Source organism: Gordonia sp. VNK1, from assembly GCF_040049135.1.
GTDB classification, from domain to species: Bacteria; Actinomycetota; Actinomycetes; order Mycobacteriales; family Mycobacteriaceae; genus Gordonia; species Gordonia oleivorans.
This window is the reverse complement of record NZ_JBDZDJ010000011.1, coordinates 62,575-87,403: the sequence shown is the minus strand read 5'-3', so window position 1 is coordinate 87,403 and position 24,829 is coordinate 62,575. Positions and strand designations below refer to the sequence as shown.

27 protein-coding genes are annotated in these 24,829 nt (G+C 67.3%); 11 read left to right on the top strand and 16 right to left on the bottom strand.

Going from position 1 to position 24,829, the window contains the following annotated elements; all coding sequences use genetic code 11:
• Window position 1 precedes the first annotated feature (1 nt).
• From ABLE94_RS15225 to rpsJ, 13 genes are all read right to left on the bottom strand, one after another.
• Window positions 2–1,141, bottom strand: a complete 1,140-nt coding sequence (locus ABLE94_RS15225; protein WP_348809158.1) for an ABC transporter permease — start codon at window positions 1,139–1,141, stop codon at window positions 2–4.
• Window positions 1,142–1,407: 266 nt separating this feature from the next.
• A complete protein-coding gene (locus ABLE94_RS15220) occupies window positions 1,408–1,587 on the bottom strand; it encodes a hypothetical protein (protein ID WP_348805552.1) in 180 nt (59 codons plus the stop codon).
• A 241-nt stretch (window positions 1,588–1,828) separates the two neighbouring features.
• Window positions 1,829–2,119: a 30S ribosomal protein S17 gene (gene rpsQ / locus ABLE94_RS15215; protein WP_348805553.1), complete on the bottom strand. Its 291-nt coding sequence runs from the start codon at window positions 2,117–2,119 to the stop codon at window positions 1,829–1,831.
• Window positions 2,116–2,349 carry a 50S ribosomal protein L29 gene (rpmC, locus tag ABLE94_RS15210; protein ID WP_094600886.1) on the bottom strand — a complete coding sequence of 78 codons (234 nt, stop codon included), beginning with the start codon at window positions 2,347–2,349 and terminating at the stop codon, window positions 2,116–2,118. The genes rpsQ and rpmC overlap by 4 nt, the downstream gene beginning before the upstream one ends.
• Window positions 2,349–2,765, bottom strand: a complete 417-nt coding sequence (rplP, locus tag ABLE94_RS15205; protein WP_348805554.1) for a 50S ribosomal protein L16 — start codon at window positions 2,763–2,765, stop codon at window positions 2,349–2,351. The genes rpmC and rplP overlap by 1 nt, the downstream gene beginning before the upstream one ends.
• A 3-nt stretch (window positions 2,766–2,768) precedes the next feature.
• Window positions 2,769–3,575 carry a 30S ribosomal protein S3 gene (gene rpsC, locus ABLE94_RS15200; protein WP_348805555.1) on the bottom strand — a complete coding sequence of 269 codons (807 nt, stop codon included), beginning with the start codon at window positions 3,573–3,575 and terminating at the stop codon, window positions 2,769–2,771.
• A 2-nt stretch (window positions 3,576–3,577) separates the two neighbouring features.
• Complete coding sequence (rplV, locus tag ABLE94_RS15195) at window positions 3,578–3,988, bottom strand: 50S ribosomal protein L22 (protein ID WP_348805556.1); 411 nt, start codon at window positions 3,986–3,988, stop codon at window positions 3,578–3,580.
• Window positions 3,988–4,269, bottom strand: coding sequence for a 30S ribosomal protein S19 (gene rpsS / locus ABLE94_RS15190; protein WP_348805557.1), 282 nt, complete (start codon window positions 4,267–4,269; stop codon window positions 3,988–3,990). Before rpsS ends, rplV begins: the two co-directional genes overlap by 1 nt.
• A gap of 21 nt (window positions 4,270–4,290) precedes the next feature.
• The gene (gene rplB, locus ABLE94_RS15185; protein ID WP_348805558.1) at window positions 4,291–5,127 is read right to left on the bottom strand and encodes a 50S ribosomal protein L2; all 837 of its coding nucleotides are present in this window, start codon (window positions 5,125–5,127) and stop codon (window positions 4,291–4,293) included.
• Window positions 5,128–5,157: 30 nt separating this feature from the next.
• On the bottom strand, window positions 5,158–5,463 hold the full coding sequence (gene rplW / locus ABLE94_RS15180) for a 50S ribosomal protein L23 (RefSeq protein WP_348805559.1): 306 nt from the start codon (window positions 5,461–5,463) through the stop codon (window positions 5,158–5,160).
• 2 nt (window positions 5,464–5,465) lie between these two features.
• Window positions 5,466–6,128, bottom strand: coding sequence for a 50S ribosomal protein L4 (gene rplD / locus ABLE94_RS15175; protein ID WP_348805560.1), 663 nt, complete (start codon window positions 6,126–6,128; stop codon window positions 5,466–5,468).
• Entirely contained in the window at window positions 6,125–6,781 is a 657-nt protein-coding gene (gene rplC / locus ABLE94_RS15170; RefSeq protein WP_348805561.1) for a 50S ribosomal protein L3, read from the bottom strand. The genes rplD and rplC overlap by 4 nt, the downstream gene beginning before the upstream one ends.
• Before the next feature lie 19 nt (window positions 6,782–6,800).
• A complete protein-coding gene (gene rpsJ / locus ABLE94_RS15165) occupies window positions 6,801–7,106 on the bottom strand; it encodes a 30S ribosomal protein S10 (protein WP_003938093.1) in 306 nt (101 codons plus the stop codon).
• A 536-nt stretch (window positions 7,107–7,642) separates the two neighbouring features.
• Here rpsJ and ABLE94_RS15160 point away from each other — a divergent pair.
• The 3 genes from ABLE94_RS15160 to ABLE94_RS15150 are packed head-to-tail and all read left to right on the top strand — an operon-like array spanning window position 7,643 to window position 11,166.
• The gene (locus ABLE94_RS15160; RefSeq protein WP_348809157.1) at window positions 7,643–8,428 is read left to right on the top strand and encodes a succinate dehydrogenase cytochrome b subunit; all 786 of its coding nucleotides are present in this window, start codon (window positions 7,643–7,645) and stop codon (window positions 8,426–8,428) included.
• A 1-nt stretch (window position 8,429) separates the two neighbouring features.
• Window positions 8,430–10,403 (top strand): fumarate reductase/succinate dehydrogenase flavoprotein subunit, encoded by a 1,974-nt coding sequence (locus tag ABLE94_RS15155; protein ID WP_348809156.1) that lies wholly within the window; start codon window positions 8,430–8,432, stop codon window positions 10,401–10,403.
• A gap of 13 nt (window positions 10,404–10,416) precedes the next feature.
• On the top strand, window positions 10,417–11,166 hold the full coding sequence (locus tag ABLE94_RS15150) for a succinate dehydrogenase/fumarate reductase iron-sulfur subunit (protein ID WP_348809155.1): 750 nt from the start codon (window positions 10,417–10,419) through the stop codon (window positions 11,164–11,166).
• A 37-nt stretch (window positions 11,167–11,203) separates the two neighbouring features.
• Here ABLE94_RS15150 and ABLE94_RS15145 read toward each other — a convergent pair whose 3' ends face one another.
• Together ABLE94_RS15145 and ABLE94_RS15140 are read right to left on the bottom strand one after the other, a co-directional pair.
• On the bottom strand, window positions 11,204–12,712 hold the full coding sequence (locus ABLE94_RS15145) for an anion permease (RefSeq protein WP_348809154.1): 1,509 nt from the start codon (window positions 12,710–12,712) through the stop codon (window positions 11,204–11,206).
• A gap of 27 nt (window positions 12,713–12,739) precedes the next feature.
• On the bottom strand, window positions 12,740–13,018 hold the full coding sequence (locus ABLE94_RS15140) for a hypothetical protein (protein ID WP_348805566.1): 279 nt from the start codon (window positions 13,016–13,018) through the stop codon (window positions 12,740–12,742).
• Between the two features lie 226 nt (window positions 13,019–13,244).
• Between ABLE94_RS15140 and ABLE94_RS15135 the strand changes: the two genes are divergently transcribed.
• The 8 genes from ABLE94_RS15135 (at window position 13,245) to ABLE94_RS15100 (ending at window position 24,343) form a co-directional block, all read left to right on the top strand.
• Window positions 13,245–13,730, top strand: coding sequence for a hotdog fold domain-containing protein (locus tag ABLE94_RS15135; protein ID WP_348805567.1), 486 nt, complete (start codon window positions 13,245–13,247; stop codon window positions 13,728–13,730).
• Window positions 13,731–13,832: 102 nt separating this feature from the next.
• A complete protein-coding gene (locus ABLE94_RS15130; RefSeq protein ID WP_348809153.1) occupies window positions 13,833–15,635 on the top strand; it encodes an N-acetylglutaminylglutamine amidotransferase in 1,803 nt (600 codons plus the stop codon).
• Window positions 15,632–17,821: an alpha/beta hydrolase family protein gene (locus tag ABLE94_RS15125; RefSeq protein WP_425476213.1), complete on the top strand. Its 2,190-nt coding sequence runs from the start codon at window positions 15,632–15,634 to the stop codon at window positions 17,819–17,821. Before ABLE94_RS15130 ends, ABLE94_RS15125 begins: the two co-directional genes overlap by 4 nt.
• Window positions 17,818–18,522, top strand: coding sequence for a GntR family transcriptional regulator (locus tag ABLE94_RS15120; protein WP_348809152.1), 705 nt, complete (start codon window positions 17,818–17,820; stop codon window positions 18,520–18,522). Before ABLE94_RS15125 ends, ABLE94_RS15120 begins: the two co-directional genes overlap by 4 nt.
• Window positions 18,523–18,857: 335 nt before the next feature.
• Window positions 18,858–20,498, top strand: coding sequence for an NCS1 family nucleobase:cation symporter-1 (locus ABLE94_RS15115; RefSeq protein ID WP_348809151.1), 1,641 nt, complete (start codon window positions 18,858–18,860; stop codon window positions 20,496–20,498).
• 10 nt (window positions 20,499–20,508) lie between these two features.
• Window positions 20,509–21,249, top strand: a complete 741-nt coding sequence (locus ABLE94_RS15110) for an aspartate/glutamate racemase family protein (protein WP_348809150.1) — start codon at window positions 20,509–20,511, stop codon at window positions 21,247–21,249.
• Window positions 21,250–21,288: 39 nt separating this feature from the next.
• Complete coding sequence (locus ABLE94_RS15105) at window positions 21,289–21,870, top strand: sigma-70 family RNA polymerase sigma factor (protein ID WP_348809149.1); 582 nt, start codon at window positions 21,289–21,291, stop codon at window positions 21,868–21,870.
• Window positions 21,871–22,069: 199 nt separating this feature from the next.
• Window positions 22,070–24,343, top strand: coding sequence for a heavy metal translocating P-type ATPase (locus tag ABLE94_RS15100; protein ID WP_425476212.1), 2,274 nt, complete (start codon window positions 22,070–22,072; stop codon window positions 24,341–24,343).
• Between the two features lie 56 nt (window positions 24,344–24,399).
• On the opposite strand, the gene ABLE94_RS26455 is transcribed toward ABLE94_RS15100, so the two are convergent.
• Window positions 24,400–24,819 carry a zf-HC2 domain-containing protein gene (locus tag ABLE94_RS26455; RefSeq protein WP_425476211.1) on the bottom strand — a complete coding sequence of 140 codons (420 nt, stop codon included), beginning with the start codon at window positions 24,817–24,819 and terminating at the stop codon, window positions 24,400–24,402.
• Between the last annotated feature and the right edge of the window lie 10 nt (window positions 24,820–24,829).

Below are 24,829 nucleotides of genomic sequence, written 5' to 3'. Positions count from 1 at the left end.
ATCACCCCCGTCCCGCCATCTCCCGCGACAACGCCCGACGGATCGGCGGATACTCCGCGCACACCACGGCGAGCACGCTCAGCAGCACCCACACCCCGACCGAACTGGCCAGCACGGCAGCCAAGGCGCCCCATTGCCCACCGGCCAGGTTGTCCGAGGCCGCGTCCTTGGCCCACAGACGCCAGTAGATCATCAGGTTCACCGCGAGACCCACGACATAGGACACCGCGAATCCCTGCAGGTAGGCCTTCCAGGTGTCGTCCTTGATCCGCGCCGTCAGCGGTTCGGCGCGCAGCGGATACACCACCGACAGCACATTGCCGACGCCCAGCCAGATGAAGGTCATCGTCAGCAGCTGATCGAACATCGATCCCACCCCGGCGTCGTCGTCCACCCGGTACAGCACCCCGATGACGATCGAACCGGCGATCAGCGTGACCGCCAGCATGGCGAGATTCTTACCGATCAGAATGCGCCACAACGGATCTCCGCCCTCGATCTCGTCGCGCACCCGGAGAGAGTCGACGCACAGCGCATTGGTGCAGACGCTGCTGCCGACGACCGCCGACAGCAGGAACAACGCCAACGCGCTGTAGGAGTCGTATTTCTCGCTGAGCCCGGTGACCCGATAGATCACCACGATCGCGATGGACACGCCCAGGGTGATCGCGAGGCGGATCAAGATCTTGTGCGGACGGTCGGCGAACACGTGACCGAGTTCGCCGATCGTCTGCCGCCGCACCTGCGACGACGCGTCACGCATTCCGCCGATCAGTTCACGACCCTCGTCCTCGTCGGTGTCGCCCGACCGAGTTGAGTGTGCCGCCACGAGTGCCGCCTGAGCCAGTGCGGCCTGCGCGACGGATACGGCGATCACGGTGTCCGCGGCGGCCGTGGGACCCGACGACGCGGCCGGCGGAGGCGTCTCGTCATCGAGGAGCCGACGGGCCCGCCCGGCCCAGTACCCGGATGCGCCGGCCGCTCCGACGCCGTTGGCGTCGGCCTTCGCGGCCGTGATCATCTCCTCGGCCGCCTCGGCCAGCGGCGCGATCGACCGCTCACCCCACTCGGATGCGGCGGCCAGCGCACGCAACCGATCCGCGGAGGCGGCCAGGGAACTCAACTCGGCGTCAGCGCTCACCGGACAAGTCAATCCCGTTGATCACGAACCGCAGGCGAGGCGGTTGCGTCCTCGGCGGATTCGGCACGATCTGATGCGGGGACGTCACAAATCCCGTGCGCGCGATCGGTCATGCGGCGCGGAGGAGCGCCACGTCGCGCATCGAAAGTCGAGTGCCGAGCAGCGCGAGCGCCGCCGGGAGCATCCGGAGGACGGTGAGCGCCGGCGCCGCATAGGCCGCCCTCAGCCGATGTCGCCGATCTCGATGACGGGAGGGACGATCGGGATCAGGGTGGCACCGAACACACGATGCCGCTCCCGACACCGAGCAGCGGTTCCTGCACGGCCTCACGCAGCGTGATGCCCTCGGCCCGCACCACGGACGTATCTACGTTGATCGGCAGAATGTGCCAGTGCGGGTTGCCCAGCGCGCAGCCCGCGACCACGAACTGCAGTGGCCCGGTCACATCGGGCCACGTCAACAGCCGCCCACACCAGTACCGGCAGGCACAGCACGGGCACGGTCGCATCCGTCATGCGCGGATCAAGGCACCGTTTGGTCGCCGACAGCGGATGGATCTCTGTCTGCGGTGAGCGCTGCGGCGATTGGAGCGTTCCGCGGAACCCTCGTCGCCGGCAACAAAGCGACCCGCGTCCGGACAATGCCGGAAGCGGGTCGCTTCGATATGAATCTCGTTGGGAGAAGCCTTACTTGGCCTTCTCCATCACCTCGACGAGACGCCAGTGCTTGGTCGCCGACAGCGGGCGGGTCTCCATGATCCGCACGCGGTCGCCGATGCCGGCATCGCCCTTCTCGTCGTGGGCCTTGACCTTCTTGGTGGTCCGGATGATCTTTCCGTACAGCGGATGCCGCGTACGATCTTCCAGCTCGACCACGATGGTCTTCTGCATCTTGTCGCTGACGACGTAACCGATGCGCTCCTTGCGGCGCGCCCGGGTCGTCTCGTTGGTTTCGGTCACCTTCTGGTCCTCACTCATGCGTCATCGCCTTCCGGTCCCGACGCCAGTCCCAGCTCGCGCTCACGCATCACCGTGTAGATGCGCGCGATCTCGCGACGCACGGTACGCAGGCGACGGTTGTTGTCGAGCTGACCGGTGGCCATCTGGAACCGAAGGTTGAAGAGCTCTTCCTTCGACTCTTTCAAGCGGTCGACCAGATCGGTGTCACTGAGGTCACGCAGCTCGGCTGCGGCAACTCCGAGTCCCATCAGAACTTCTCCTCTCTGGTCACGATTCGGGTCTTGATCGGCAGCTTGTGCTGCGCGCGGCGCAGTGCCTCGCGAGCGGTCTGCTCGTCCGGGTAGGTCATCTCGAACAGCACGCGACCCGGCTTGACCGGGGCGACCCACCATTCGGGCGAACCCTTACCCGAACCCATGCGGGTTTCGGCCGGCTTCTTGGTGAGCGGACGGTCCGGGAAGATGTTGATCCAGACCTTGCCGCCACGCTTGATGTGCCGGTTGATGGCGATACGAGCGGACTCGATCTGACGGTTGGTGATGTAGGCGCTCTCCATGGCCTGGATGCCGAAATCACCGAACGTCACCTTGGTGCCGCCCTTGGCCTGACCCTTCAGGCTCGGGTGGTGCTGCTTGCGGTGCTTGACCCGACGTGGGATCAACATTGCCTAGCCCTCCTGCTTCTCGGCGCCGGCACCGGCCGTTGCCTCCGCAGGTGCCTCGGCAGCGCGACCTGCGTCGGTGCTCGTGGCGGTGGTGCCCGAGGCACCGCTGCGGCGGGGACGACTGGGGCGGCGCGGACGACGGTCCTCGGCGGCCGGTGCGGCTGCGGACAGCTCGCGACGTCCACCGACGATGTCGCCCTTGTAGATCCACACCTTCACGCCGATCCGGCCGAAGGTGGTCTTGGCCTCGTGCAGGCCGTAGTCGATGTCAGCGCGCAGGGTGTGCAGCGGCACACGACCTTCGCGGTAGAACTCGCTACGGCTCATCTCTGCGCCGCCCAGGCGACCCGAGCACTGCACCCGGATGCCCTTGACGTTCGGCTGACGCATCGCCGACTGGATCGCCTTGCGCATCGCGCGGCGGAACGCCACACGGTTGCTCAGCTGCTCGGCGACACCCTGGGCCACCAGCTGGGCCTCGGACTCAGGGTTCTTCACCTCGAGGATGTTCAGCTGCACCTGCTTGCCGGTCAGCTTCTCCAGCTCGCCGCGGATGCGATCGGCCTCGGCGCCGCGGCGACCGATGACGATGCCCGGGCGGGCGGTGTGGATGTCGACGCGGACCCGGTCACGGGTGCGCTCGATCTCCACCTTGGCGATGCCGGCCCGCTCCAGCCCCTGCGAGAGGAGCTTGCGGATGGCGACATCCTCTTTCACGTAGTCCGCGTACTGCTTGTCGGCATACCAACGGCTGTTCCAGTCGGTGGTGATGCCCAGACGGAAGCCGTGCGGGTTGATTTTCTGGCCCACTACTAGGCTCCCTTCTTCTTCGGCTGACGCGAACGGCCGCGCGACGCTCCGGCCTTCTCCGGCAAGCTCTCCACGACCACGGTGATGTGGCTGGTGCGCTTGCGGATACGGAACGCACGACCCTGCGCACGCGGCTGGAACCGCTTCATCGTGGGGCCTTCGTCGGCGAACGCGGTGGCGACGACCAGGCTCCGGCGATCCAGATCCTGGTTGTTCTCCGCGTTGGCGACGGCGCTGGCGAGGACCTTGTACACCGGCTCGGAAGCCGACTGCGGGGCGAACCGCAGGATGTCGAGTGCCTCGTCGACGTTCTTGCCGCGGATCAGGTCGATCACGCGACGCGCTTTCATCGGCGTCACGCGAACGAACTTCGCGGTCGCCTGTGCCGTGGGGTTATCGGTCTGAGTGGTCATTACCGGCGCTTCGCTTTCCGGTCATCCTTGATGTGACCCTTGAAGGTGCGGGTGGGCGCGAACTCACCCAGCTTGTGCCCGACCATGTTGTCCGAGATGAACACCGGCACGTGCTTGCGACCGTCGTGGACGGCGAAGGTGTGACCGATGAAGTCCGGGATGATGGTCGAACGACGCGACCAGGTCTTGATGACCTGCTTGGTGCCCTTCTCGTTCTGAACATCGACCTTCTTCAGAAGGTGGTCGTCGACGAACGGGCCCTTCTTGAGGCTGCGTGGCATTCTTCTACCTCCTCCTGTTTCTTATCGCTTGTTCTTACCGGTGCGCCGGCGACGGACGATGAGCTTGTCGCTGGCCTTGTTCTTACGGGTACGGCCTTCCGGCTGACCCCACGGGCTGACCGGGTGGCGACCACCGGAGGTCTTGCCCTCGCCGCCACCGTGCGGGTGGTCGACCGGGTTCATCACGACACCGCGGACGGTCGGGCGCTTGCCCTTCCAGCGCATACGGCCCGCCTTGCCCCAGTTGATGTTGCTCTGCTCGGCGTTGCCCACCTCGCCGACGGTGGCGCGGCAGCGCACGTCGACGCGACGGATCTCACCGGAGGGCATACGCAGGGTGGCGTAGGCGCCTTCCTTGCCGAGCAACTGGATCGACGCACCGGCGCTGCGGGCCATCTTGGCGCCGCCACCCGGACGCAGCTCCACGGCGTGCACCTGGGTACCGGTCGGGATGTTGCGCAGGGGCAGGTTGTTGCCGGGCTTGATGTCGGCGGTCGGACCGCTCTCCACCACGTCGCCCTGGGACAGACCCTTGGGCGCGATGATGTAGCGCTTCTCGCCATCGACGTAGTGCAGCAACGCGATCCGCGCGGTGCGGTTGGGGTCGTACTCGATGTGTGCGACCTTGGCGTTGACGCCGTCCTTGTCGTTGCGACGGAAGTCGATCAGACGGTAGGCGCGCTTGTGACCGCCGCCCTTGTGACGGGTGGTGATGCGACCGTGCGCGTTACGGCCACCGCGGCCGTGCAGCGGACGCACCAGCGACTTCTCCGGGTGGTCGCGGGTGATCTCGGCGAAATCCGAGCCACTCGATCCGCGGCGACCCGGGGTCGTCGGCTTGTACTTACGAATAGCCATGTGAAAGTCCCTCTATTCCAAGAGTCCCGGTCAGCTGACCGAGCCTCCGAAGATCTCGATGGGCTTGCTGTCGGCCGTCAGCGTCACGAAGGCACGCTTGGTCGAGCGGCGCTGGCCGAAGCCGTAGCGGGTCCGCTTACGCTTGCCCTGCCGGTTCGCGGTGTTGACGCTGTCGACACTCACGTCGAAGATCGCCTCGATGGCGATCTTGATCTGCGTCTTGTTGGAGTCCGGGTGCACCAGGAAGGTGTACACGTTCTCCTCCATGAGCCCGTAGGACTTCTCCGAGATCACCGGCGCCAGGATGATGTCGCGCGGGTTGGCCTGGGTAGCCATGCTCACGCCTCCTCTGCGTTGGTCTTGGTGTTTGCGGCGATGAACGCGTTGAGCGTCTCCACGCTGAACACCACATCGTCGGCGTCGAGGACGTCGTAGGTGTTGAGCTGATCGGCGGCGATCGGCAGCACGTTGCCCAGGTTCGCCACGCTCTTCCACGCGGTCAGATCCTCGCGGCCCAGCACGACCAGGAACTTGCGACGGTCGGTCAGGCTCTCCAGGAACTGGCGGGCGGTCTTGGTCGAAGGGACCTGACCGGCAACCAGTTCGGTGATCACGTGGATGCGCTCGTTGCGAGCACGATCGCTCAGCGCGCCGCGCAGGGCGGCCGCCTTCATCTTCTTGGGGGTGCGCTGGCTGTAGTCACGCGGCTGCGGACCGTGCACGGTGCCACCGCCGGCGAACTGCGGTGCGCGGGTCGAACCCTGACGGGCGCGACCGGTGCCCTTCTGCCGGTACGGCTTGGCCCCACCACCGCGGACGTCGCCGCGGGTCTTGGTGGCGTGCGTGCCCTGACGCGCGGCGGCCTGCTGGGCCACCACGACCTGGTGCAGCAACGAGATGTTGGCCGGTGCGTCGAACAGCTCGGCGGGCAGGTCGACGGTGCCGTTGGTCGAACCGTCGGCCGCCTTGACGTCGAGCGTCAGCTTGGTTGCGGTGCTCACTTGGAACCACCCTTCACTGCATCGCGAACCACCACGACGCCGCCCTTGCGACCCGGGATCGCTCCCTTGATCAGCAGCAGGCCGGCCTCGGCGTCCACCTTGTGGACGGTGAGGTTCTGCGTGGTCACCTTGTCGTTACCCATGCGTCCGGCCATCCGCATGCCCTTGAACACGCGGCCCGGGGTGGCACAGCCACCGATCGAGCCCGGTGCGCGGTGCACGCGGTGAGCGCCGTGGCTGGCACCCAGACCGGAGAAGCCGTGACGCTTCATGGCGCCGGCGAAGCCCTTGCCCTTGGAGGTGCCGGTGACATCCACCAGCGCACCATCGGCGAAGATCTCGGCGGTCAGTTCCTGACCGATCTCGAGTTCGCTGACGTCGGCAACACGGATCTCGGCCAGGTGACGGCGCGGGGTGACCCCGGCCTTCGCATACTGACCGGCGACCGGCTTGTTGACCTTGCGGGGATCGATGGCGCCGTAGGCGAGCTGGACGGCGGTGTAGCCGTCACGGTCCGCGGTACGCAGCTGGGTGATGACGTTCGGGCCCGCCGCGATGACGGTGACCGGAACGACACGGTTGTTTTCGTCGAAGACCTGGGTCATGCCGAGCTTGGTGCCCAAAATGCCCTTGGTCGCAGATTGATTGCTCATGATTCTCTTCGCCCCCCGCCTACTGGATGTTGACGTCGACGCTGGCCGGCAGGTCGATGCGCATCAGCGCGTCGACCGTCTTCGGCGTCGGGTCGAGGATGTCGATGAGTCGCTTGTGGGTACGCATCTCGAAGTGTTCGCGGCTGTCCTTGTACTTGTGCGGCGAACGGATGACGCAGTACACGTTCTTCTCGGTGGGCAACGGCACCGGGCCGACGACACGTGCACCCGTACGGGTCACGGTCTCCACGATCTTGCGCGCCGAAGCGTCGATCGCCTCGTGGTCGTAGGCCTTGAGCCTGATGCGGATCTTCTGTCCCGCCACGCTGTGTCCTCTTCCGTCAGTTGTTCTCGACAGACAAACACCGCGTGCTCAGGCGGCGACACACATCGCCGATGGGCACAGAGATCCTCGCGTGAGAGTCGGGGATCGACGCTGTTCATCTGTCGTTGTACGTTGACTCGTCACTGGGACGAGCCTGGTTGCTCCGGCACCCGCGGTCGGGCGTGTCGTGGCCGTGAACCGAATTCGGAGCACGCGTTACACGCCCAGTCCCCGTTGTCCGGGCCTGGGAGTCATTCACCCGCCGGCACACCGAGGTGCAGAAGGCCGCAAGAAATCCCTGCGTCCGCCGTCAGGCAACCCGACAAGTATGCACCACATGCGGGTCGGGATTCAAATCCGGGTCTGAGCTCGGGCGATGGCTCCCCCCGCCGGACGGTCTCACGCGGGCGCGCGTGCAGGCGAGGCTGAGCGAAGCGGCGATTCGCCCGGCAACCCGGCCCCGATCCACCTACCGTTGCACGGTAAGGGACCCGTCACCCGGCTCACCAGCCCCGAGCCGACTGGGAAGGCCTGACATGAGCACGCTCATCCCACCGCAGTCCGGCACACCGCAGTCCGGCGCCGGCATGCCCGCCGTGTCCAGCCCACGCGCGGTCACCCCGATGCCGAGCGCACCTCGACCCCGGCCGTCGAATGTCACCCTCAAAGTGACGATGGCCCTGACCGGCACGGTCTTCGCACTGTTCGTGCTGGTCCACATGATCGGCAACCTGAAGATCTACACCGGTGCGCAGCACTTCGACGACTACGCGCACTGGCTGCGCACCCTGCTCGAGCCACTGCTCCCCTACGAGGGCGCGCTGTGGATCTTCCGTGCGGTACTGCTGGCCTGCCTGATCGCACACGTGGGTGCGTCGTTCATGCTGATCGGCCGCTCTCACAAGGCCAAGGGCCGATTCCGCCGAAAGGGTATGAGCTGGAAACGGATTCCGGCGACGATCATGCCGTACACCGGGATCGTGCTGCTGGTCTTCATCGTCATCCACATCCTGGATCTGACGACGGGCACCACGCCGGTCGCCTCCGACGGATACGAGGCCGCCACCCGCGACCGCTCCTACGCCTACAACAACGTCATCTACAGTTTCCACCGCTGGCCGATGGCGCTGTTCTACATCCTGGTGATGGTGCTCCTGGGACTGCATCTGCTGCACGGCCTGTGGAGCGTGATCAACGATCTCGGCGGCACCGGCAAACGGCTACGCCAGATCTGGGCGGTGGTGGGCGCGTTGATCGCCGCGGCCGTCATGCTCGGCAACATCACGATCCCGCTGGCCGTCCTGACCGGAGTGGTGAACTGACATGACCCATGCCGCACCTGCTGCACCCGCTCTTGACCTCGACGCGTTGCGCACTCTCGGCGGCGAGCTGGGTTCCGGCGCACCCGACGGCGACCCGGCCACCGCCTGGCAGCGCCGACGAGACGCCTACCGCGTCGTCGGTCCGCTGAACCGGCGCAAGTTCCGGGTGATCGTCGTCGGCACCGGACTGGCCGGTTCCGGCTGCGCCGCCGCACTCGGCGAACTCGGCTACCACGTCTCCTCGTTCACCTTCCACGACGCGCCGCGCCGCGCCCACAGCGTCGCCGCGCAGGGCGGCATCAACGCCGCCCGCGCCCGCAAGGTCGACAACGACTCGATCCACCGCTTCGTCGTCGACACCGTCAAGGGCGGCGACTTCCGCGGCCGCGAGGCCGACGCCTTCCGGCTCGCCGAGGAATCGGTGCGCGTCATCGATCACCTCAACGCCATCGGTGCGCCCTTCGCCCGCGAGTACGGGGGCGCGCTGGCCACCCGCAGCTTCGGTGGCGTGCAGGTCTCGCGCACCTACTACACCCGCGGCCAGACCGGGCAGCAGTTGCAGGTGGCCGCATCACAGGCACTGCTGCGGCAGGTGGGCGCCGGATCGGTCACCTTGCACACCCGCCAGGAGATGCTCGACCTGATCGTCGTCGACGGCCGTGCCCAGGGCATCATCACCCGCGACCTGGTGACCGGGGAGATCGGCGCGGAAACCGCCCACGCGGTGGTCCTGGCCACCGGCGGCTACGGCACCGTCTATTTCCAGTCGACCCTCGCCCGCAACTGCAATGCGACGGCGTCGTGGCGCGCGCACCGCCGCGGCGCGCTGCTGGCCTCACCGTCGTTCATCCAGTTCCACCCCACGGCCCTGCCGGTCAGCGCACCCTGGCAGACCAAGACCACCCTGATGAGTGAGTCGCTGCGCAACGACGGCCGGATCTGGGTGCCGAAGAAGCCCGGCGACGACCGCCCGCCGGGCGACATCCCCGAGGCCGAACGCGACTACTACCTCGAACGCAAGTACCCGACCTACGGCAACCTCACCCCGCGTGATGTGGCCTCGCGCGCCGCGCGCGAGCAGATCGAATCCGGCCACGGCGTCGGCCCCCTGCACAACAGCGTCTACCTCGACTTCGCCGACGCCCTGGCACGACTGGGCAAACCGACGATCGCCGAACGCTACGGCAACCTGTTCACGATGTATCGCGACGCCACCGGCGAGGACCCCTACGAGGTGCCGATGCGGATCGCCCCCGCCGCACACTTCACCATGGGCGGGCTGTGGTCGGACTTCGATCAGATGACCTCGATCCCCGGACTGTTCGTCGGCGGCGAGGTCGGCTGGGGCTACCACGGGGCCAACCGGCTCGGCGCCAACTCGTTGCTGTCGGCCTGCGTCGATGGGTGGTTCACCCTGCCGTACTCGGTCCCGAACTACCTCGCGCCGCTGCTGGGCGAGGAGCCCCTCGATCTCGGTCATGACGCGGTGCTCGAGACCGCCGAGGCGGTGCGCGACCGCATCTCCCGACTCATCGCCGTCGACGGGACCACCGGCCCGGACCGCTTCCACCGCCGGCTCGGCGAGATCCTGTACCGCGGCTGCGGCGTCGCCCGCAGCGTCGACGGCCTGGTCACCGCGATCGGTGACATCCGCGCGCTGCGCGAGGAGTTCTGGTCCGACGTGCGGGTGGTCGGTTCGGGGCGGGCGTTCAATCAGGAACTCGAACGCGCCGGACGGGTCGCCGACTTCCTCGAACTCGCCGAGGTGATGTGCGTCGACGCCCTCGACCGCGCCGAATCCGCCGGCGCCCACTTCCGCGTCGATCACCAGACGCCCGGCGGTGAGGCGATGCGCGACGACGAGAACTTCTGCTTCGCCTCCGCGTGGGAGACCACCCCGGAGGGGGCACACATCCGCCATTCCGAACCGTTGTCGTACAGCGCGGTTCCACTCCAGACCCGCAATTACAAGTGAGGTGGGCTCGCAGATGAAAATCACCATCGAGGCCTGGCGCCAGCCCGACGCGGATGCCCCCGGCACGTTTGAGACCTACACCCTCGACGACGCCACCCCGGAGATGTCACTGCTCGACGTCCTCGACCGGCTCAACGATCACCTCGTCGCCGACGGCCGGGAACCCATCGCCTTCGACTCCGACTGCCGGGAGGGTGTCTGCGGGTCGTGCGGGATGATGGTCAACGACCGCCCACACGGCCCGACCCCGAACACGCCGTCGTGCCGTCAGCATCTGCGGCATTTCGGTGACATCACCCACCTCAAGCTGGAACCGTTGCGCGCCAAGTCTTTTCCGGTCATCCGCGATCTGGTGGTGGATCGCTCGGCGCTGGACCGGGTGATCGAGGCCGGTGGCCACGTCGCCGTCAACGCCGGGCAGGCCACCGACGCCGATGACCACCTCGTCGATCACGACACCAGTGAGACCGCACTGGATTATGCGGCGTGCATCGGATGCGGCGCGTGCGTGGCGGCTTGCCCGAACGGCGCCGCGCATCTGTTCACCGGCGCCAAACTCCTGCACCTTGCCGCCCTCACCTACGGCAAACGCGAACGCGGCAGGCGGGCCCGGGCGATCACCGGCCAGATGGAGGCCGACTTCGGTCCGTGCTCCACCTACGGCGAATGCGCGACGGTGTGCCCGGCCGGTATCCCGCTCGACGCGGTGGCCGGCGTCAACCGTGAGGCTCTGCGTTTCTCGTTCCGGCACAAGGCCGACTGACCACTACCGCTGACCGCCACGGTGCTCGCCGAGTCCCTCACCACACGCCGATGAGTTTCATCCACGGCGCACCGACCGCGGTCCAGACGACGATGATCACGATCGACATCAGGAATCCGACACGGAACCATTCGGTGGTCTTGATGTAGCCCGATCCGTACATCACTCCCGCCGGCCCGGAGGAGTAGTGCGCGAGACCGCCGAACAGGTTGCCGATGAAGCCGAACACCAACGCCGCGAACAACGGTGGCACACCGGCGGTGATGGCCGCACCCAGGAACACCGCGTACATGGCCACGATCTGTGCGGTGTTGGAGGCGAACAGGTAGTGGACGTAGAAGTAGACGAGGGTGAGCACCGCGAAGGCCGCCAACCAGGGCAGCCCGCCGACGCTGTCGGCCACCTTGCCGCCGACCCAGTCGATCACCTTGAGCTTGCGTAGTTCGTCGGCCATGGCGACGAGCACACCGAAGAAGATCAGCGTCTGCCATGCCCCGGTGTCGGTCACCAGATTCTTCCAGGTGAGCACCCCGGTGACGAGCAGGATGGCGATGCCGACGAAGGCGGTCGTCGTCGCGTCCACGTCGAGCTGATCGCCGAGGCACCACAGCACGAGCAGGAGCACGAAGGTGGCGCCCATGATCCATTCGTGCACCGTCATCGCGCCCTGCTCACGCAGTTGCTTCCGCGCGAGCTCCGGGGCCTCCGGGGTCTTCGTCCGCGTCGGCGCGTAGATCTTGCTCATCACCCACGGCACCACGATCAGGCTCACCAGACCCGGGACGAGCGCGGCGAGTGCCCACTGCCCCCAGCTGATCTCGATGCCCTTGTCCTTGGCGGCGTCGACGGCGAGCGGGTTGCCGGCCATCGCGGTGACGAACATCGCCGAGGTGATCACGTTGACCTGCAGCGCGGTCAGCAGCAGGTAGGCGCCCAGCTTGCGCCGCGAGGCATCGGATTCGGGGGTCGAATCCTCCAGGATGGCCAGTGACCGGACGATCGGGTACACCACGCCGCCGGCTCGTGCGGTGTTCGACGGTGTCGCCGGCGCCAGGATGAGATCGGTGACCGCCATGCCGTAGGCCAGTCCGAGACTCGACCTGCCGATCGCCCGGACGAAGAGCAGCGCGATCCGCTTACCGAGGCCGGTGACAATGAATCCCTCGGCGATGAAGAACGACGCCACGATCAGCCAGATGGTGGTGTTGGAGAAGCCGGCGAGGGCGTCGGCGGCCGACATCGTCTTGGTGATCATCGCGACGGCCAATCCCACCAGCGCCACCGAACCGGTGGGCAACGGCTGCAGGATCAGGCCGAGGATGGTGGCGACGAAGATGCCCAGCATCCGCATGCCGCTCGCGTCGACGCCGTCGGGGGCGGGGATGAAGAAGATGATGAGTCCGACGATCACCGGGATCGACGCCGTGTACCAGATCGACGGAACACGACGGCGTCCCGGCGATCCCGACGTCTGGGAGCTCGGGGCCGGGGAGCTCTCCGGGGCCGACGAGCCCTCCGGAGCCGTGGGCGGCTCTGCGGGCGACATGGATCCATGGTCGCCCGCTCAAGCCGATCAGGGCAGCGGAATCCAGAATCCGAAGAACCAGAAACCGTGCGGGGTCGACTGGCGCGGCGCCGGCTGCGGGGTCTGCTGGCGGCGGGGCTGCTGCTGACGCTGAGGCTGTTGTTGTTGCGGCTGCTGCTGTTGCTGTTGCTGCGGCCGGCTCTGGTGGGTTCCCTGCTGCTGCGTCGGCGCGGCGTCGGCCAGGCCGGCGCCCGCGCCGACTCCGGTCACGATGGCTCCGGCGGCGAGAACCCCGGCGGCCGTGCGCTTGAGAGTGAGAGTCGACATATTCCTCAGATCCTTTCGAATGAGCGGCGGCGACGGGAGCACCGCTTCTAAGTGGTTACGCTACAAGCGATTTCGTGATGATTACATGGATGACCGCTGCGAAAACCCTGTGCGCGGGCGTACTGTTTGCCCGTTTTGCCGTCTTTGTCGATGGGCATCTACCAGCCGACGTACAGCCGCGACGCCGGGACCATCAGTCAACTGACCGGCCGGTAAGGTTGTCGCCATGGTCGACTCCACACCCGTCAGCGCCACGTACGCACTGCGTCGCCGCCTGCCCGACAACCTCCTCGGACACGTCTTGTTCTCGGTCGGGATGGTCGCCCGCGTCCCCTACTTCGGCACCGTGCTGCCCCTCGTCGACGACATGCGCCCGGGGTTCTGTCGCGTCATCGCGCCCAAATGGTTCGGCGTCCACAATCACATCGGCACCTTCCACGCGATCGCCGCCTGCAACCTCGCCGAGACCGCGATGGGCATGTTGATGGAGGCGACCCTGCCGACCAGCCACCGGTGGCTGCCCAAGGCGATGTCGACGCAGTATCTGGCGAAGGCCACCACCCGGTTGACGGCGGAGGCGACGTTGACCGCTCCGCTCGACGTCGAGTCCATCACCGAGGGCACCGAGGTGGTGGTGTCGATCCGCATCCTCGACACGCACGGCACCGAGGTCGTCCACGCCGACATCACGACGTGGGTGACACCGCGCTGACCAGCACCGACCCGCCCACCTCGACGTCTTGCACTGACGCACCGCGCCCGACCTCATAGGCTGGGACGATGACCTCGCAGCACCGACGGAAGGACTGATCACATGTGTGGAGTCTGCGGTGAGATCCGCTTCGACGGGTCGGTACCCGACGTCACCGCCGTGGAGGCCATGACCGGCGCGATGATCCGGCGTGGACCCGACGCCGCCGGCGTGTACCTGAAAGGCAATGTCGCGCTGGGCCATCGGCGCCTGAAGATCATCGACCTGTCCGAGCGTGGCAGCCAGCCGATGGTCGATCCGGAGCTCGGTCTGGCGATGGTGTTCAACGGCTGCATCTACAACTATCAGGAGCTGCGCACCGAACTCGAGGGCATGGGGTATCGCTTCTTCTCCCACGCCGACTCCGAGGTCATCCTCAAGGCGTTCCACGCGTGGGGATCGGAGTGCGTCGACCGCCTGATCGGCATGTTCGCCTTCGCGATCACCGACACCGACACCGGAACCACCACCCTGGCCCGCGACCGCCTCGGCATCAAACCGCTCTATCTGGCCGAGGCGCCGGGACGACTGCGGTTCGCGTCGTCGTTGCAGGCCCTGCTGCGTGCCGGTGACGTCGACACCTCCATCGACCGCGTCGCGCTGCACCACTACTTCAGCTTCCACGCGGTCGTCCCGGCACCGCACACCATGTACAACGGCATCCGGAAACTGCCGCCGGCCACCGTGCGCATCATCACCCGCGACGGCCGCAGCACCGAACGCCGCTACTGGGAGCCGGTGTTCGAACCGCACCCCGATCGAGCGGACTGGGACGAGAAACGGTGGCAGCACGAGATCCTGGATTCGCTGCGGACCTCGGTCCGGCGCCGGATGGTCGCCGACGTGCCGGTCGGCGTGCTGCTGTCCGGCGGCGTCGACTCCTCGTTGGTGGTGGCCCTGCTGGCCGAGCAGGGCCAGCACGACCTCGCCACTTTCAGCATCGGATTCGATTCCGCGGCAGGTGAATCCGGTGACGAGTATGCGTACTCCGATCTCATCGCCGATACCTTCGCGACCAATCATCACAAGATCCACATCGGTACCGACCGCCTGCTGCCGGCGGTGCCCGACACGATCGCCGCGATGAGCGAACCGATGGTCAGCCACGACTGCGTGGCCTTCTATCTGCTCTCCCAGGAGGTCAGCAAATCGATCAAGGTGGTGCAGTCCGGTCAGGGTGCCGACGAGATCCTCGGCGGCTACTCCTGGTATCCGCCGCTGGCGGGTATCGCCCGGCAGGAGACCACCAAGGCGTATCGCGAGTACTTCTTCGACCGGTCGCACGAGGACATCACCGCGATCCTCTCCGATGACTACCTCTTCGGCGACTCCGACTACGACCCGAGCTGGGAGTTCGCCTACGCGCATCAGTCCGCACCCGGCGCCAACACCGCCGTCGACGCCGCCCTGCGCCTGGACACCACGATCATGCTGGTCGACGACCCGGTCAAGCGTGTCGACACCATGACGATGGCCTGGGGCCTGGAGGCGCGGGTGCCGTTCCTGGATCACGAGTTCGTCGAGTTGGCCGCCACCTGCCCGCCGGACATGAAGCTCGCGCACGGCGGCAAGGGTGTGCTCAAGGAGGCCAGCCGCGCCCTGCTGCCGTCGGCGGTCATCGACCGCACCAAGGGATATTTCCCGGTGCCCGGTATCCGGCATCTGGAGGGCCCGGTCTTCGACCTGGTGGCCGATGCCCTCAAGACCCGCTCGGCGGTGGACCGCGGTCTGTACCGTCCGGCGGCGCTGGATCGACTCTTCGCCGATCCCAACGGGATTCGCACCACCCTCGACGGCAACGAACTGTGGCAGGTCGCCATGCTGGAGATGTGGCTGCAGTCGATGGAAGACATCACCGCACCGTGACCGCGTCCGTTCCGGATCCGGCCGAACCCTTCGGGATCGAGGCCGCTCCCACCGATCCCGCGCATTCGGTGCGTTTCGATGAGACCGGCTGGCACACCTATGCGCCGTCGGTGTCACCGGACGGATCGGCGTTCGCCTACATCGTCGACGACGGCACCGGGTATCCCCGTGCCGCACAACGTATCCTCACCCCGGAAGGCGTCGGCGAGCTGCGCTGGGTGCGGGTGCCGGCCACCGGACCGGTCCGCAAACTCGTGCACTCCAGCGACGGCCAGTGGCTGGCCGTCGAGTTGGCGCCGGGCGGCGGTGAGCACCATCAGGTCTGGGTGGTCACCACCGACCCCGACGACGACACCGCACACCGGGTGGCCGCCACCCGGTCCGACGGCGATCCGTATTCACCGGGCGGCGGACGGTCTTTCGGCACCGTCACCCTCGTCGGCTGGGACACCGATTGGGTGCTGATCACCGCCACCGACACTGACGGGACCGCCCATTCCCTGCGGATCCACCCGAGCACCGGCACCACCCAGACCCTCGACGTCCGCGTCGGGGGCGCGCTCATCGACTCATGGAAGGGCGCGACACTGCTGCGCGTCGGACCACGCGGATATCACGACATGCTGCTCCTACGGCGTCGCGATCGAACCGAGACACACGACCGCTCGGGTCCGAATCACGCACCGGCAAACGGTATCTCGCCGACCCCCTCACCCCGCCGGCGTTCCGCAGCACGGGTACAACTCGGTTACGGCGACGATCCCGAGGTCGAGATGACCACCCTGTTGCCCAACGACCCGGGCTCGGTGACCGACGACGGATACATCCTCGACCAGGGTTTCGACCATCCGTCGCTGGTGTTCGTGCGACCGCCGCAGGACGTCGAACGCGACCTGGACTCGGTACAGGCGGTGGTGCGCAGCGACTTCGACGCCAAGTTCCCCCGCCTGCTCGGTGTGGAGGTCGGCTGCCACGGCACGCGGGTACGCGTGCTGGCGCAGCGCGTCGACGTCGGTCTCGACGGGTTCGCGGTCAGCCACGATCAGTCGACCATCGCCATGCTGTGGAATGTGGACGGCCGCAGCGAGTTACAGATCATGACCCTGCCGGATCAGACGCTGCACGATCCGATCCCGCTGCCCGGGGAGGTGGGCTCGCAGCTGTCGATCTCGGCGGCCGGCACCCTGATCGCCCTGACGGTGTCGAGCCCGCAACGTTCACCGCTGGTGCACCTCATCAACACCGCGTCACGCGAGGTGACCGCCGTCCGCGACGACATCGTCGTCGGCACCGGCCCGTCGCATGCGCTGCGCCCGGAATTGCACACCTTCTCCGCCCGGGACGGAATGGAGTTGTCCGGCTGGCTGTTTCGGCCGCGTATCGACGCGGCCGCTGATCCCGATGCCGGGCCGACGCCGTACCTGCTGTACTTCCACGGTGGCCCCGAGGCCCAGACCCGGCCCGACTATCACTTCCTGTTCGGCCCCCTCGTCGATGCCGGCATCGGCGTGTTCGCCCCGAATGTCCGCGGCTCGTCCGGGTATGGGCGACTGTTCTCCCACGCCGACGATCGCTACGGCCGCTACGCCGGCATCGACGACGCCGCCGACTGCGCACTGTACTTGTCCGACAACAACATTGCCGACCCCGATGCATTGTACGTGTCGGGCCGCTCCTACGGCGGCTATCTGACCATGGCGTGTGTGACGTTCCATCCGGAGCTGTTCGCGGCCGGCATCGCGATCTGCGGGATGAGTGACCTTGAGTCCTTCTTCCGCAACACCGAGCCGTGGATCGCGGTGGCCGCCTACACCAAATACGGTCACCCCGAATCGGATCGGGAGTTGCTGCGTGACCTCTCCCCGATCCACCGCATCGACGAGGTCCGCGCTCCCCTGCTCGTGATCCACGGCGCCCACGACACCAATGTGCCGGTCAGCGAGTCCCAGCAGATCGTGCACGAGTTGCGTGCCCGCGGACTGACCGCCGAGCTGCTGATGTTCGGCGACGAGGGCCACGAGATCGTCATCCGTGACAATCAGCAGCGGATGACCAACGCGATCGCCGACTGGATCCGACGGCACCCGTCGGCCCGGGAAGCCCACGCCGCGTCGCTGCAGAATGCACGGGCAGCCGGATTCGGTTGGGACGGCGCCGGATCCGGATTCGGACGGGGACCGTCGTGAACCGTCGCCGGCCCAACCCACTCGTCTCCCGGCTTGTCGAAGTGCGTTCCCGCAGCGATCATTCGACCATCGAGGAGGAGTTGCGCAGCCTGATCCTGTCGGGCGGCGCACCCCCGGGCACCACCATTCCGCCCGGCGAGGTCGCCGACGCGTACCGGGTGAGTCCCATCCCGGTGCGCGAGGCACTGAAAACCCTTGTCGGCGAGGGTCTCGTGGTCCACCAGCGCAACTCCGGCTACCGGGTGAGCCAGCTGTCCACCGAGGAACTCAAGGAGATCTACTTCGTGCGTGGCGTGCTCGAGCAGGCCGCACTGGCGCAGTCGGTGGAGCGGGTGACCGACGCCGACATCGCCGCGGCCCGCGGTTGTCACGAACAGTTGCTGACCGCCACCAAATGGGGCGACGGCAAGTCCTTCCACGACATCTCCCGGCAGTTCCACGCCCATCTCACCGACCCGTGCGGGATGCCGCGACTCCTGTCGATGTTCGAATCGACCTGGAATCTCACCGAACCGTTCCAGGTCATGCGCAGCGTCAGCGCGTCGACGCAGACGCTGCTCAACGCCGATCACGAGGCGATGCTCGTGGCATTCGCCGACCGTGACACCGCCGCGGTTCTCCAGGTCGCCCGCGTTCACCATTCCCGGCTCGAGGCGGCCATTCTGGAGACGGCCGACCGCCGTGAGATCGGCCCCGACTGACAGCGCTCACCGCACCGTTGACGGCGCCCGACTCCTCACCGACAGCGCTCTCCTGCTCACTGACAGCGCCCGGTTCTTAACTGACAGCGCTCTGCCGACCTTGGATTCGACTACGCAACAATCACTTCGGATACCGGCTCCACTGCCGACAGCGCTGTCAACCTCGAGGAGAGCGCCGTCAACGCGGGACCGCGAGCATCAGGCAAGCATTAGTAAAGAGATGTTAAAGTCGCGCATCGGGTTTCGCGCCCGAGAATATATCCGCCGATTAATCACCAGGTAACACAACGTTCTTAGCGTGTTCTTCATCGAATTCCTCGATTGGAGAACCCCTCATGTCCGCTGAGTCACCCCAGGCCGCGACGCATCACAGCGCCGCTGGCGAAAGTGTCATCAAACCCGAGTACGACCCGTCACTGACCAACGAAGACCTTGCGCCACTGAAGCGGCAGACGTGGACGTGGTACAACATCTTCGCCTTCTGGATGTCGGATGTGCACAGCGTCGGCGGATACGTCTTCGCCGGAAGCCTGTTCGCGCTCGGCATCGCCGCGTGGCAGGTGCTGGTGGCGCTGATCGTCGGCATCGTCGCGGTCAATCTGCTGTGCAACCTGGTCGCCCGGCCGTCGCAGCAGGCCGGCGTCCCCTACCCGGTCACCACGCGCATTTCCTTCGGCATCAAGGGCGCCAACATCCCGGCCATCATCCGCGGCGTGATCGCGGTGGTCTGGTACGGAATTCAGACATATCTGGCGTCGGTGGCCTTCGGCCTGCTCGCCATCAAGTTCTGGCCGTCACTCGAGCAGTACGCCGACCCGGACATCCACTCCTTCCTCGGTCTGGCGCCGCTGGGCTGGGCCGGCTTCATGCTGATGTGGGTGCTGCAGGCACTGGTGTTCTGGAACGGCATGGACACCATCCGCAAGTTCATCGACTTCTGCGGTCCCGCTGTGTATGTCGTGATGATCCTGCTGGCCGGATACCTGATCGTCGAGGCCGGCTGGTCCAATGTGCACTTCGATCTCTCCGAAGGTTCCGGCACCACCGGATGGGCCTCGGTTACCGCGATGATCTCCGCCTTCGCCCTGGTGGTCTCCTACTTCTCCGGTCCGATGCTCAACTTCGGTGACTTCTCGCGCTACGGAAAGACTTTCGGCGAGGTCAAGAAGGGCAACTTCTGGGGTCTGCCGGTCAACTTCCTGTTCTTCTCGCTGCTGGTGGTGTGCACCGTCTCGGCGGGCGCCACGGTCATCGGCCGTGACGAGGACGGCGCCATCGTCACCGACCCGGTGCACATCGTCGACCAGATCGACAACACCACCGCCGCCGTGCTGGGCGTGCTGACCTTCGCGATCGCCACCATCGGCATCAACATCGTCGCGAACTTCGTCTCCCCCGCCTTCGACTTCTCGAATGTGGCGCCCACCAAGATCACCTGGCGGATGGGCGGCATGATCGCCGCGGTCGGTTCGGTGCTGATCACCCCGTGGAATCTGTTCAACAACGCCAGCGCGATCCACTACACGATGGACACCCTCGGTGCCGTGATCGGTCCGCTGTTCGGCATCCTCATCGCCGACTTCTACCTGATCAAGCGCAAGCAGATCGTGGTCGACGACCTGTTCTCCACCAAGCCCACCGGCACCTACTTCTACCGCAACGGCTGGAATCCGGTCGCGGTGGCATCGGTGATCGCGGCCTCGATCATCCCGATCTGCTTCGTGCTCTTCGGCACCGCCTACCAGGCCAGCTTCACCTGGTTCATGGGCGCCGCGGCGGGTCTGGTCTTCTACTACCTCGGCATGCGCTACGCACCGAAGTCGTTCATCTACGGCCGCGGCCTGAGCGCCGCCACAACGACCGACATCTCGGTGGCCGCCGACGGCACCACCACCGTCGCCAAGACCCCCACCGTTGTCACCGCCGGCGACGCCCAGGGCGACGGAATGGCGGGCGACGGAATGGCGAAGGTCTGAGCGCCATCTCATGAAGCTGGTTGTCATCAACCCGAACACCACCGCCGAGATGACCGCGGTGATCGCGGCAGCCGCACGATCCGTCGTGCGCGCCGATGCAGAGATCATCGCGGTCACCTCGGCGATGGGACCGGCGTCCATCGAAAGTCATTACGATGAGGCGCTCGCCGTGCCCGGGGTGCTCGACGCGATCGCCGCGCACCCCGACGCCGACGGTTACCTGCTGGCCTGCTTCGGCGATCCGGGACTCGACGCGGCCCGCGAACTCGCGGACGCGCCGGTCCTCGGGATCGCCGAGGCGGGCATGCATCTCGCCGCCCCACTCGGTCGCGGCTTCTCGGTGGTCACCACGCTCTCACGCACCATCGGCCGGGCCGAGGACCTCGTCGCCCACTACGGTTTCTCGAAGCAGTGCAACGGTATTCACGCCTGCGACATCCCGGTGCTGGAACTCGAATCCAACCCCGACACCGCCGATATCCTCGCCAAGGCCTGCGCCGACGCCCTGCACTCCGACGGTTCCGACGCGATCCTCCTCGGCTGCGCCGGCATGGCCGACCTCGCGCGACGCATGTCGGCGCAGATCGGCGCACCGGTCATCGACGGCGTCGCCGCGGGGGTGGGCATGCTCGCGGCGATGGCCGCGATGGGCTTGCGCACCGGGACCAGTAGCGGCGAGTTCGCCCCGCCGCTACCGAAACGCTACGTCGGCACGCTCGAGGGATTCGGGATCGCCCCCGACCACACCTGAGCGTGTGGCCGCAGCCGCGGACCCGATAGGCTCACCGTCATGGAGTCCACCGCCGACACCGACCCAGCCGATCACGAGGCTGCGTTGACCCGTGCCGCGCTGCGGGCTGCCACCGGCGACCGTGCCGCATTGACGACGTTCATCGAGGCCACCCACACCGATGTGTGGCGATTCATCGCCCACCTCGGCCATGCGAGCACCGCCGACGACCTGACCCAGGAAACCTTCCTGCGGGCCATGCGGTCGTTGCCGCGGTTTCGGGCCGAGGCCAGCGCGAAGACCTGGCTGCTGTCGATCGCCCGACGCGTCTGCGCCGACGAGGTGCGCCGCGCCCAGTCCCGACCTCGGGTGAACGCCGACGTCGACTGGGTCTCGGCCGCCGACGCCGCCCATGCGGGCCGGTCCTACGTGCGCTGGGAAGATCTCGTCGAGATCAACATGCTGCTCGCGGATCTGCCGACCGAACGTCGGGAAGCCCTGGTGCTCACTCAGATCCTCGGACTGTCGTATCAGGAGGTCGCCGAGGTCACCGGATGCCCGATCGGGACCGTACGTTCCCGTGTGGCCCGCGCCCGCGAATCCCTCGTCGCCGCGTCGTCGGCTCATCGCCGCAGCGTGTAGCCCTTCCCCGTCGAGTGGGCACCCTTTCCCGTCGAGTGGGCAGACCACATCCGCATCGGTGACCCAGATCACCCACGATCACCGGGAACTCTGGGCCCCGCACATCCGACCTATCCTGAGGACGAGTGCGTATGCGGCCGCCGACGTCATCAGCGTGACCAGCCCCTGATGACCCGGCGCCGGGAATCAAGAGGATCGTGTGACCACCGATGTGACGACCGTGACCGGCTCGGATACCGAATCCGTCGGCCCGCCCGAGCCCCAGCGACTCCAGCTCGATCTCACCGGCATGACGTGTGGGGCGTGTGCGGCCCGCGTGGAACGCAAACTCAACAAGGTCGACGGGGTGAAGGCGTCGGTCAACTACGCCACCCGGGTCGCCACCATCGATGCCGCACCGACGGTCACCACCGACGATCTGTGCGACGTCGTCAACAAGGCCGGCTACGGCGCGACGCCCCGCGATGACGTCCCGCGCGCCATCCCCGACACCGACGCCGCCGAGGCCCGCCGCCTCTTCCGCCGACTCGCCGTCGCGGTGGTGCTGTTCGTGCCGCTCGCCGACCTCTCGATCGTGTTCGCGGTGGTGCCGACGACCCGCTTCCCCGGCTGGCAGTGGCTGCTCATCGCGATGGCCGCACCCATCCTGACGTGGTGCGCGTGGCCGTTCTACAAGGTGGCCGCGAAGAATCTGCGCACCGGCGCGGCGACCATGGAGACGCTGGTGACGCTCGGTGTGCTCGCCGCCACCGGCTGGTCGTTGTACTCGATGTTCACCACCGACCCCGACGCCCGGGCGACCACCGGCGTGTGGGATGCCATCTGGAGTAGCGATTCGATCTACCTCGAGGTGGCCACCGGCGTCACCGTGCTGGTGCTGGCCGGACGGTATTTCGAGGCGCGGGCCCGGTCCCGGGCCGGCGGTGCGTTGCGCGCGCTGGCCGCGATCGGCGCCAAGGATGTCGCCGTCCTGCTGCCCGACGGCCGCGAGATGCGGATCCCGGCCGAGGAGCTGAAGGAACAGCAGCGTTTCGTCGTGCGTCCCGGGGAGACGGTCGGCACCGACGGCCTGGTCATCGAGGGCCACGCCGCCATCGACATGAGTGCCATGACCGGCGAATCCCGGCCCGTCGAGGTCACCGTCGACGAGCCGGTGATCGGCGGCACCACGGTCCTCAACGGACGGATCATCGTCGAGGCCGCGGCGGTCGGTGCGGACACCGCGTTCGCCGGCATGATGCGCCTGGTCGAGGAGGCCCAGTCCGGTAAGGCCCGCGCACAACGGCTCGCCGACCGCATCGCCGGTGTCTTCGTCCCGATCGTCGTCGTGTTGTCGCTGGTCACGCTGGCCACCTGGCTGCTCCTCGGACAACCCGCCGACCGCGCGGTGTCCGCGGCGCTGGCGGTGCTGATCATCGCCTGCCCGTGCGCACTCGGCCTGGCCACCCCGATCGCGGTGATGGTCGCGACCGGCCGCGGCGCCCAGCTCGGCATCTTCCTCAAGGGCCACCAGACCCTGGACACTTCCCGGCTCATCGACACCGTCGTCTTCGACAAGACCGGCACCGTCACCGAGGGCGCACTGTCGGTGGAGTCGGTGACCGCCGTCGCCGACGCCGATGCCGACGAGGTGCTCGCCCTGGCCGCCGCCGTCGAATCCGCCTCCGAGCATGCCGTCGGCGCGGCGATCGCCGCGGCCGTCGCCGAGGCGGACCGCCGCCCGGTCAGCGACTTCCACGCCGAACCCGGCCGCGGGGTATTCGGCATCGTCGACGGCCGGCGGGTGCGGGTCGGATCGCCGCGCTGGGCCACCGCGAACACCGTCGTCCCCGCCGACCTCGCGCGCGTCCGACGCGACGCCGAGGCGGCCGGCACCACCGTCGTCTACGTGGTCGTCGATGACGAGCCGGTCGCCGCGATCTGCGTCGCCGACACCGTCAAGGCGTCCGCCCCCACGGCCATCGCCGCGCTGCGTGCCGCCGGTCTCCGCACAATCCTGCTGACCGGAGACAATGCGGGTGCCGCCCGTGCCGTCGCCGACGCGGTGCAGGTCGACGACGTGATCGCCGAGGTCCTGCCCGACCAGAAGGTGGAAACGATCCGCCGTCTGCAGGACGAGGGTCATTCGGTGGCGATGGTCGGCGACGGCATCAACGACGGTCCGGCCCTGGCGACCGCGGATCTGAGCCTGGCCATCGGTGCAGGCACCGACGTCGCGATCGGCGCCGCCGACGTGATCCTGGTGCGCGATGACCTGCGTGCGGTGCCGGCGGCGCTGAGCCTCGCGGGAGCGACGCAGAAGACCATCCGCACCAACCTGGTGTGGGCGTTCGGCTACAACGTGGCCGCGATCCCGATCGCCGCGCTCGGAGTGCTCAACCCGCTGATCGCGGGGGCGGCGATGGCGTTGTCGTCGCTGTTCGTCGTCACCAACAGCCTGCGGCTGCAGCATTTCGGCGAGTCACGCCGCTGAGCTGACCCGCCGAGCTCACCCGCCGAGCCGAGCCGCCGGGCCGACCTGGTCCCGCGTCAGCGGCGTGCTCGCACCGTCAGCCCCACGGTGGCCACGACGGCAATCACGAACAGGGCGATCACGATCACGGAACCGTGCGTGAGAACAAGTGTCACCGCCAGCGCACCGGAGACGAATGCCCCGCCGCCCGCGGCGATCCACCATGCGCCCGAACGCGATTCGCGGTCCGACTCCGACGGTGCGGGCTGCTCGGCACGCGCGGCGAGCATCCGTTCGACCAGATCCGGCCCGGTGTCGGAACCCACCACCCGCAGCGGTTCGCGGATCTGCGGGAGCGCAATCGCGGCCAGCGCGGCGGCAAACTCCGTGCAGTCGGCGCATCCGGCGACGTGCTCGTCGACCCGCACCGACGGAACGGTCTCCCGTTCGCCGTCGGTACGCGCCGACAACGCCTCTCGCGCCACCTCACACCGCATGAATCGATTG

Excerpts from the sequence above, each read along its gene's own strand:
- rpsQ (WP_348805553.1), bottom strand. The coding sequence starts at position 2,119 with ATGAGTGAGGACCAGAAGGTGACCGAAACCAACGAGACGACCCGGGCG.
- rpmC (WP_094600886.1), bottom strand. The coding sequence starts at position 2,349 with ATGGGACTCGGAGTTGCCGCAGCCGAGCTGCGTGACCTCAGTGACACC.
- rplP (WP_348805554.1), bottom strand. The coding sequence starts at position 2,765 with ATGTTGATCCCACGTCGGGTCAAGCACCGCAAGCAGCACCACCCGAGC.
- rplV (WP_348805556.1), bottom strand. The coding sequence starts at position 3,988 with ATGACCACTCAGACCGATAACCCCACGGCACAGGCGACCGCGAAGTTC.
- rpsS (WP_348805557.1), bottom strand. The coding sequence starts at position 4,269 with ATGCCACGCAGCCTCAAGAAGGGCCCGTTCGTCGACGACCACCTTCTG.
- rplB (WP_348805558.1), bottom strand. The coding sequence starts at position 5,127 with ATGGCTATTCGTAAGTACAAGCCGACGACCCCGGGTCGCCGCGGATCG.
- rplW (WP_348805559.1), bottom strand. The coding sequence starts at position 5,463 with ATGGCTACCCAGGCCAACCCGCGCGACATCATCCTGGCGCCGGTGATC.
- rplC (WP_348805561.1), bottom strand. The coding sequence starts at position 6,781 with ATGAGCAATCAATCTGCGACCAAGGGCATTTTGGGCACCAAGCTCGGC.
- ABLE94_RS15160 (WP_348809157.1), top strand. The coding sequence starts at position 7,643 with ATGAGCACGCTCATCCCACCGCAGTCCGGCACACCGCAGTCCGGCGCC.
- ABLE94_RS15155 (WP_348809156.1), top strand. The coding sequence starts at position 8,430 with ATGACCCATGCCGCACCTGCTGCACCCGCTCTTGACCTCGACGCGTTG.
- ABLE94_RS15150 (WP_348809155.1), top strand. The coding sequence starts at position 10,417 with ATGAAAATCACCATCGAGGCCTGGCGCCAGCCCGACGCGGATGCCCCC.
- ABLE94_RS15145 (WP_348809154.1), bottom strand. The coding sequence starts at position 12,712 with ATGTCGCCCGCAGAGCCGCCCACGGCTCCGGAGGGCTCGTCGGCCCCG.
- ABLE94_RS15140 (WP_348805566.1), bottom strand. The coding sequence starts at position 13,018 with ATGTCGACTCTCACTCTCAAGCGCACGGCCGCCGGGGTTCTCGCCGCC.
- ABLE94_RS15135 (WP_348805567.1), top strand. The coding sequence starts at position 13,245 with ATGGTCGACTCCACACCCGTCAGCGCCACGTACGCACTGCGTCGCCGC.
- ABLE94_RS15130 (WP_348809153.1), top strand. The coding sequence starts at position 13,833 with ATGTGTGGAGTCTGCGGTGAGATCCGCTTCGACGGGTCGGTACCCGAC.
- ABLE94_RS15115 (WP_348809151.1), top strand. The coding sequence starts at position 18,858 with ATGTCCGCTGAGTCACCCCAGGCCGCGACGCATCACAGCGCCGCTGGC.
- ABLE94_RS15110 (WP_348809150.1), top strand. The coding sequence starts at position 20,509 with ATGAAGCTGGTTGTCATCAACCCGAACACCACCGCCGAGATGACCGCG.
- ABLE94_RS15105 (WP_348809149.1), top strand. The coding sequence starts at position 21,289 with ATGGAGTCCACCGCCGACACCGACCCAGCCGATCACGAGGCTGCGTTG.
- ABLE94_RS26455 (WP_425476211.1), bottom strand. The coding sequence starts at position 24,819 with ATGCGGTGTGAGGTGGCGCGAGAGGCGTTGTCGGCGCGTACCGACGGC.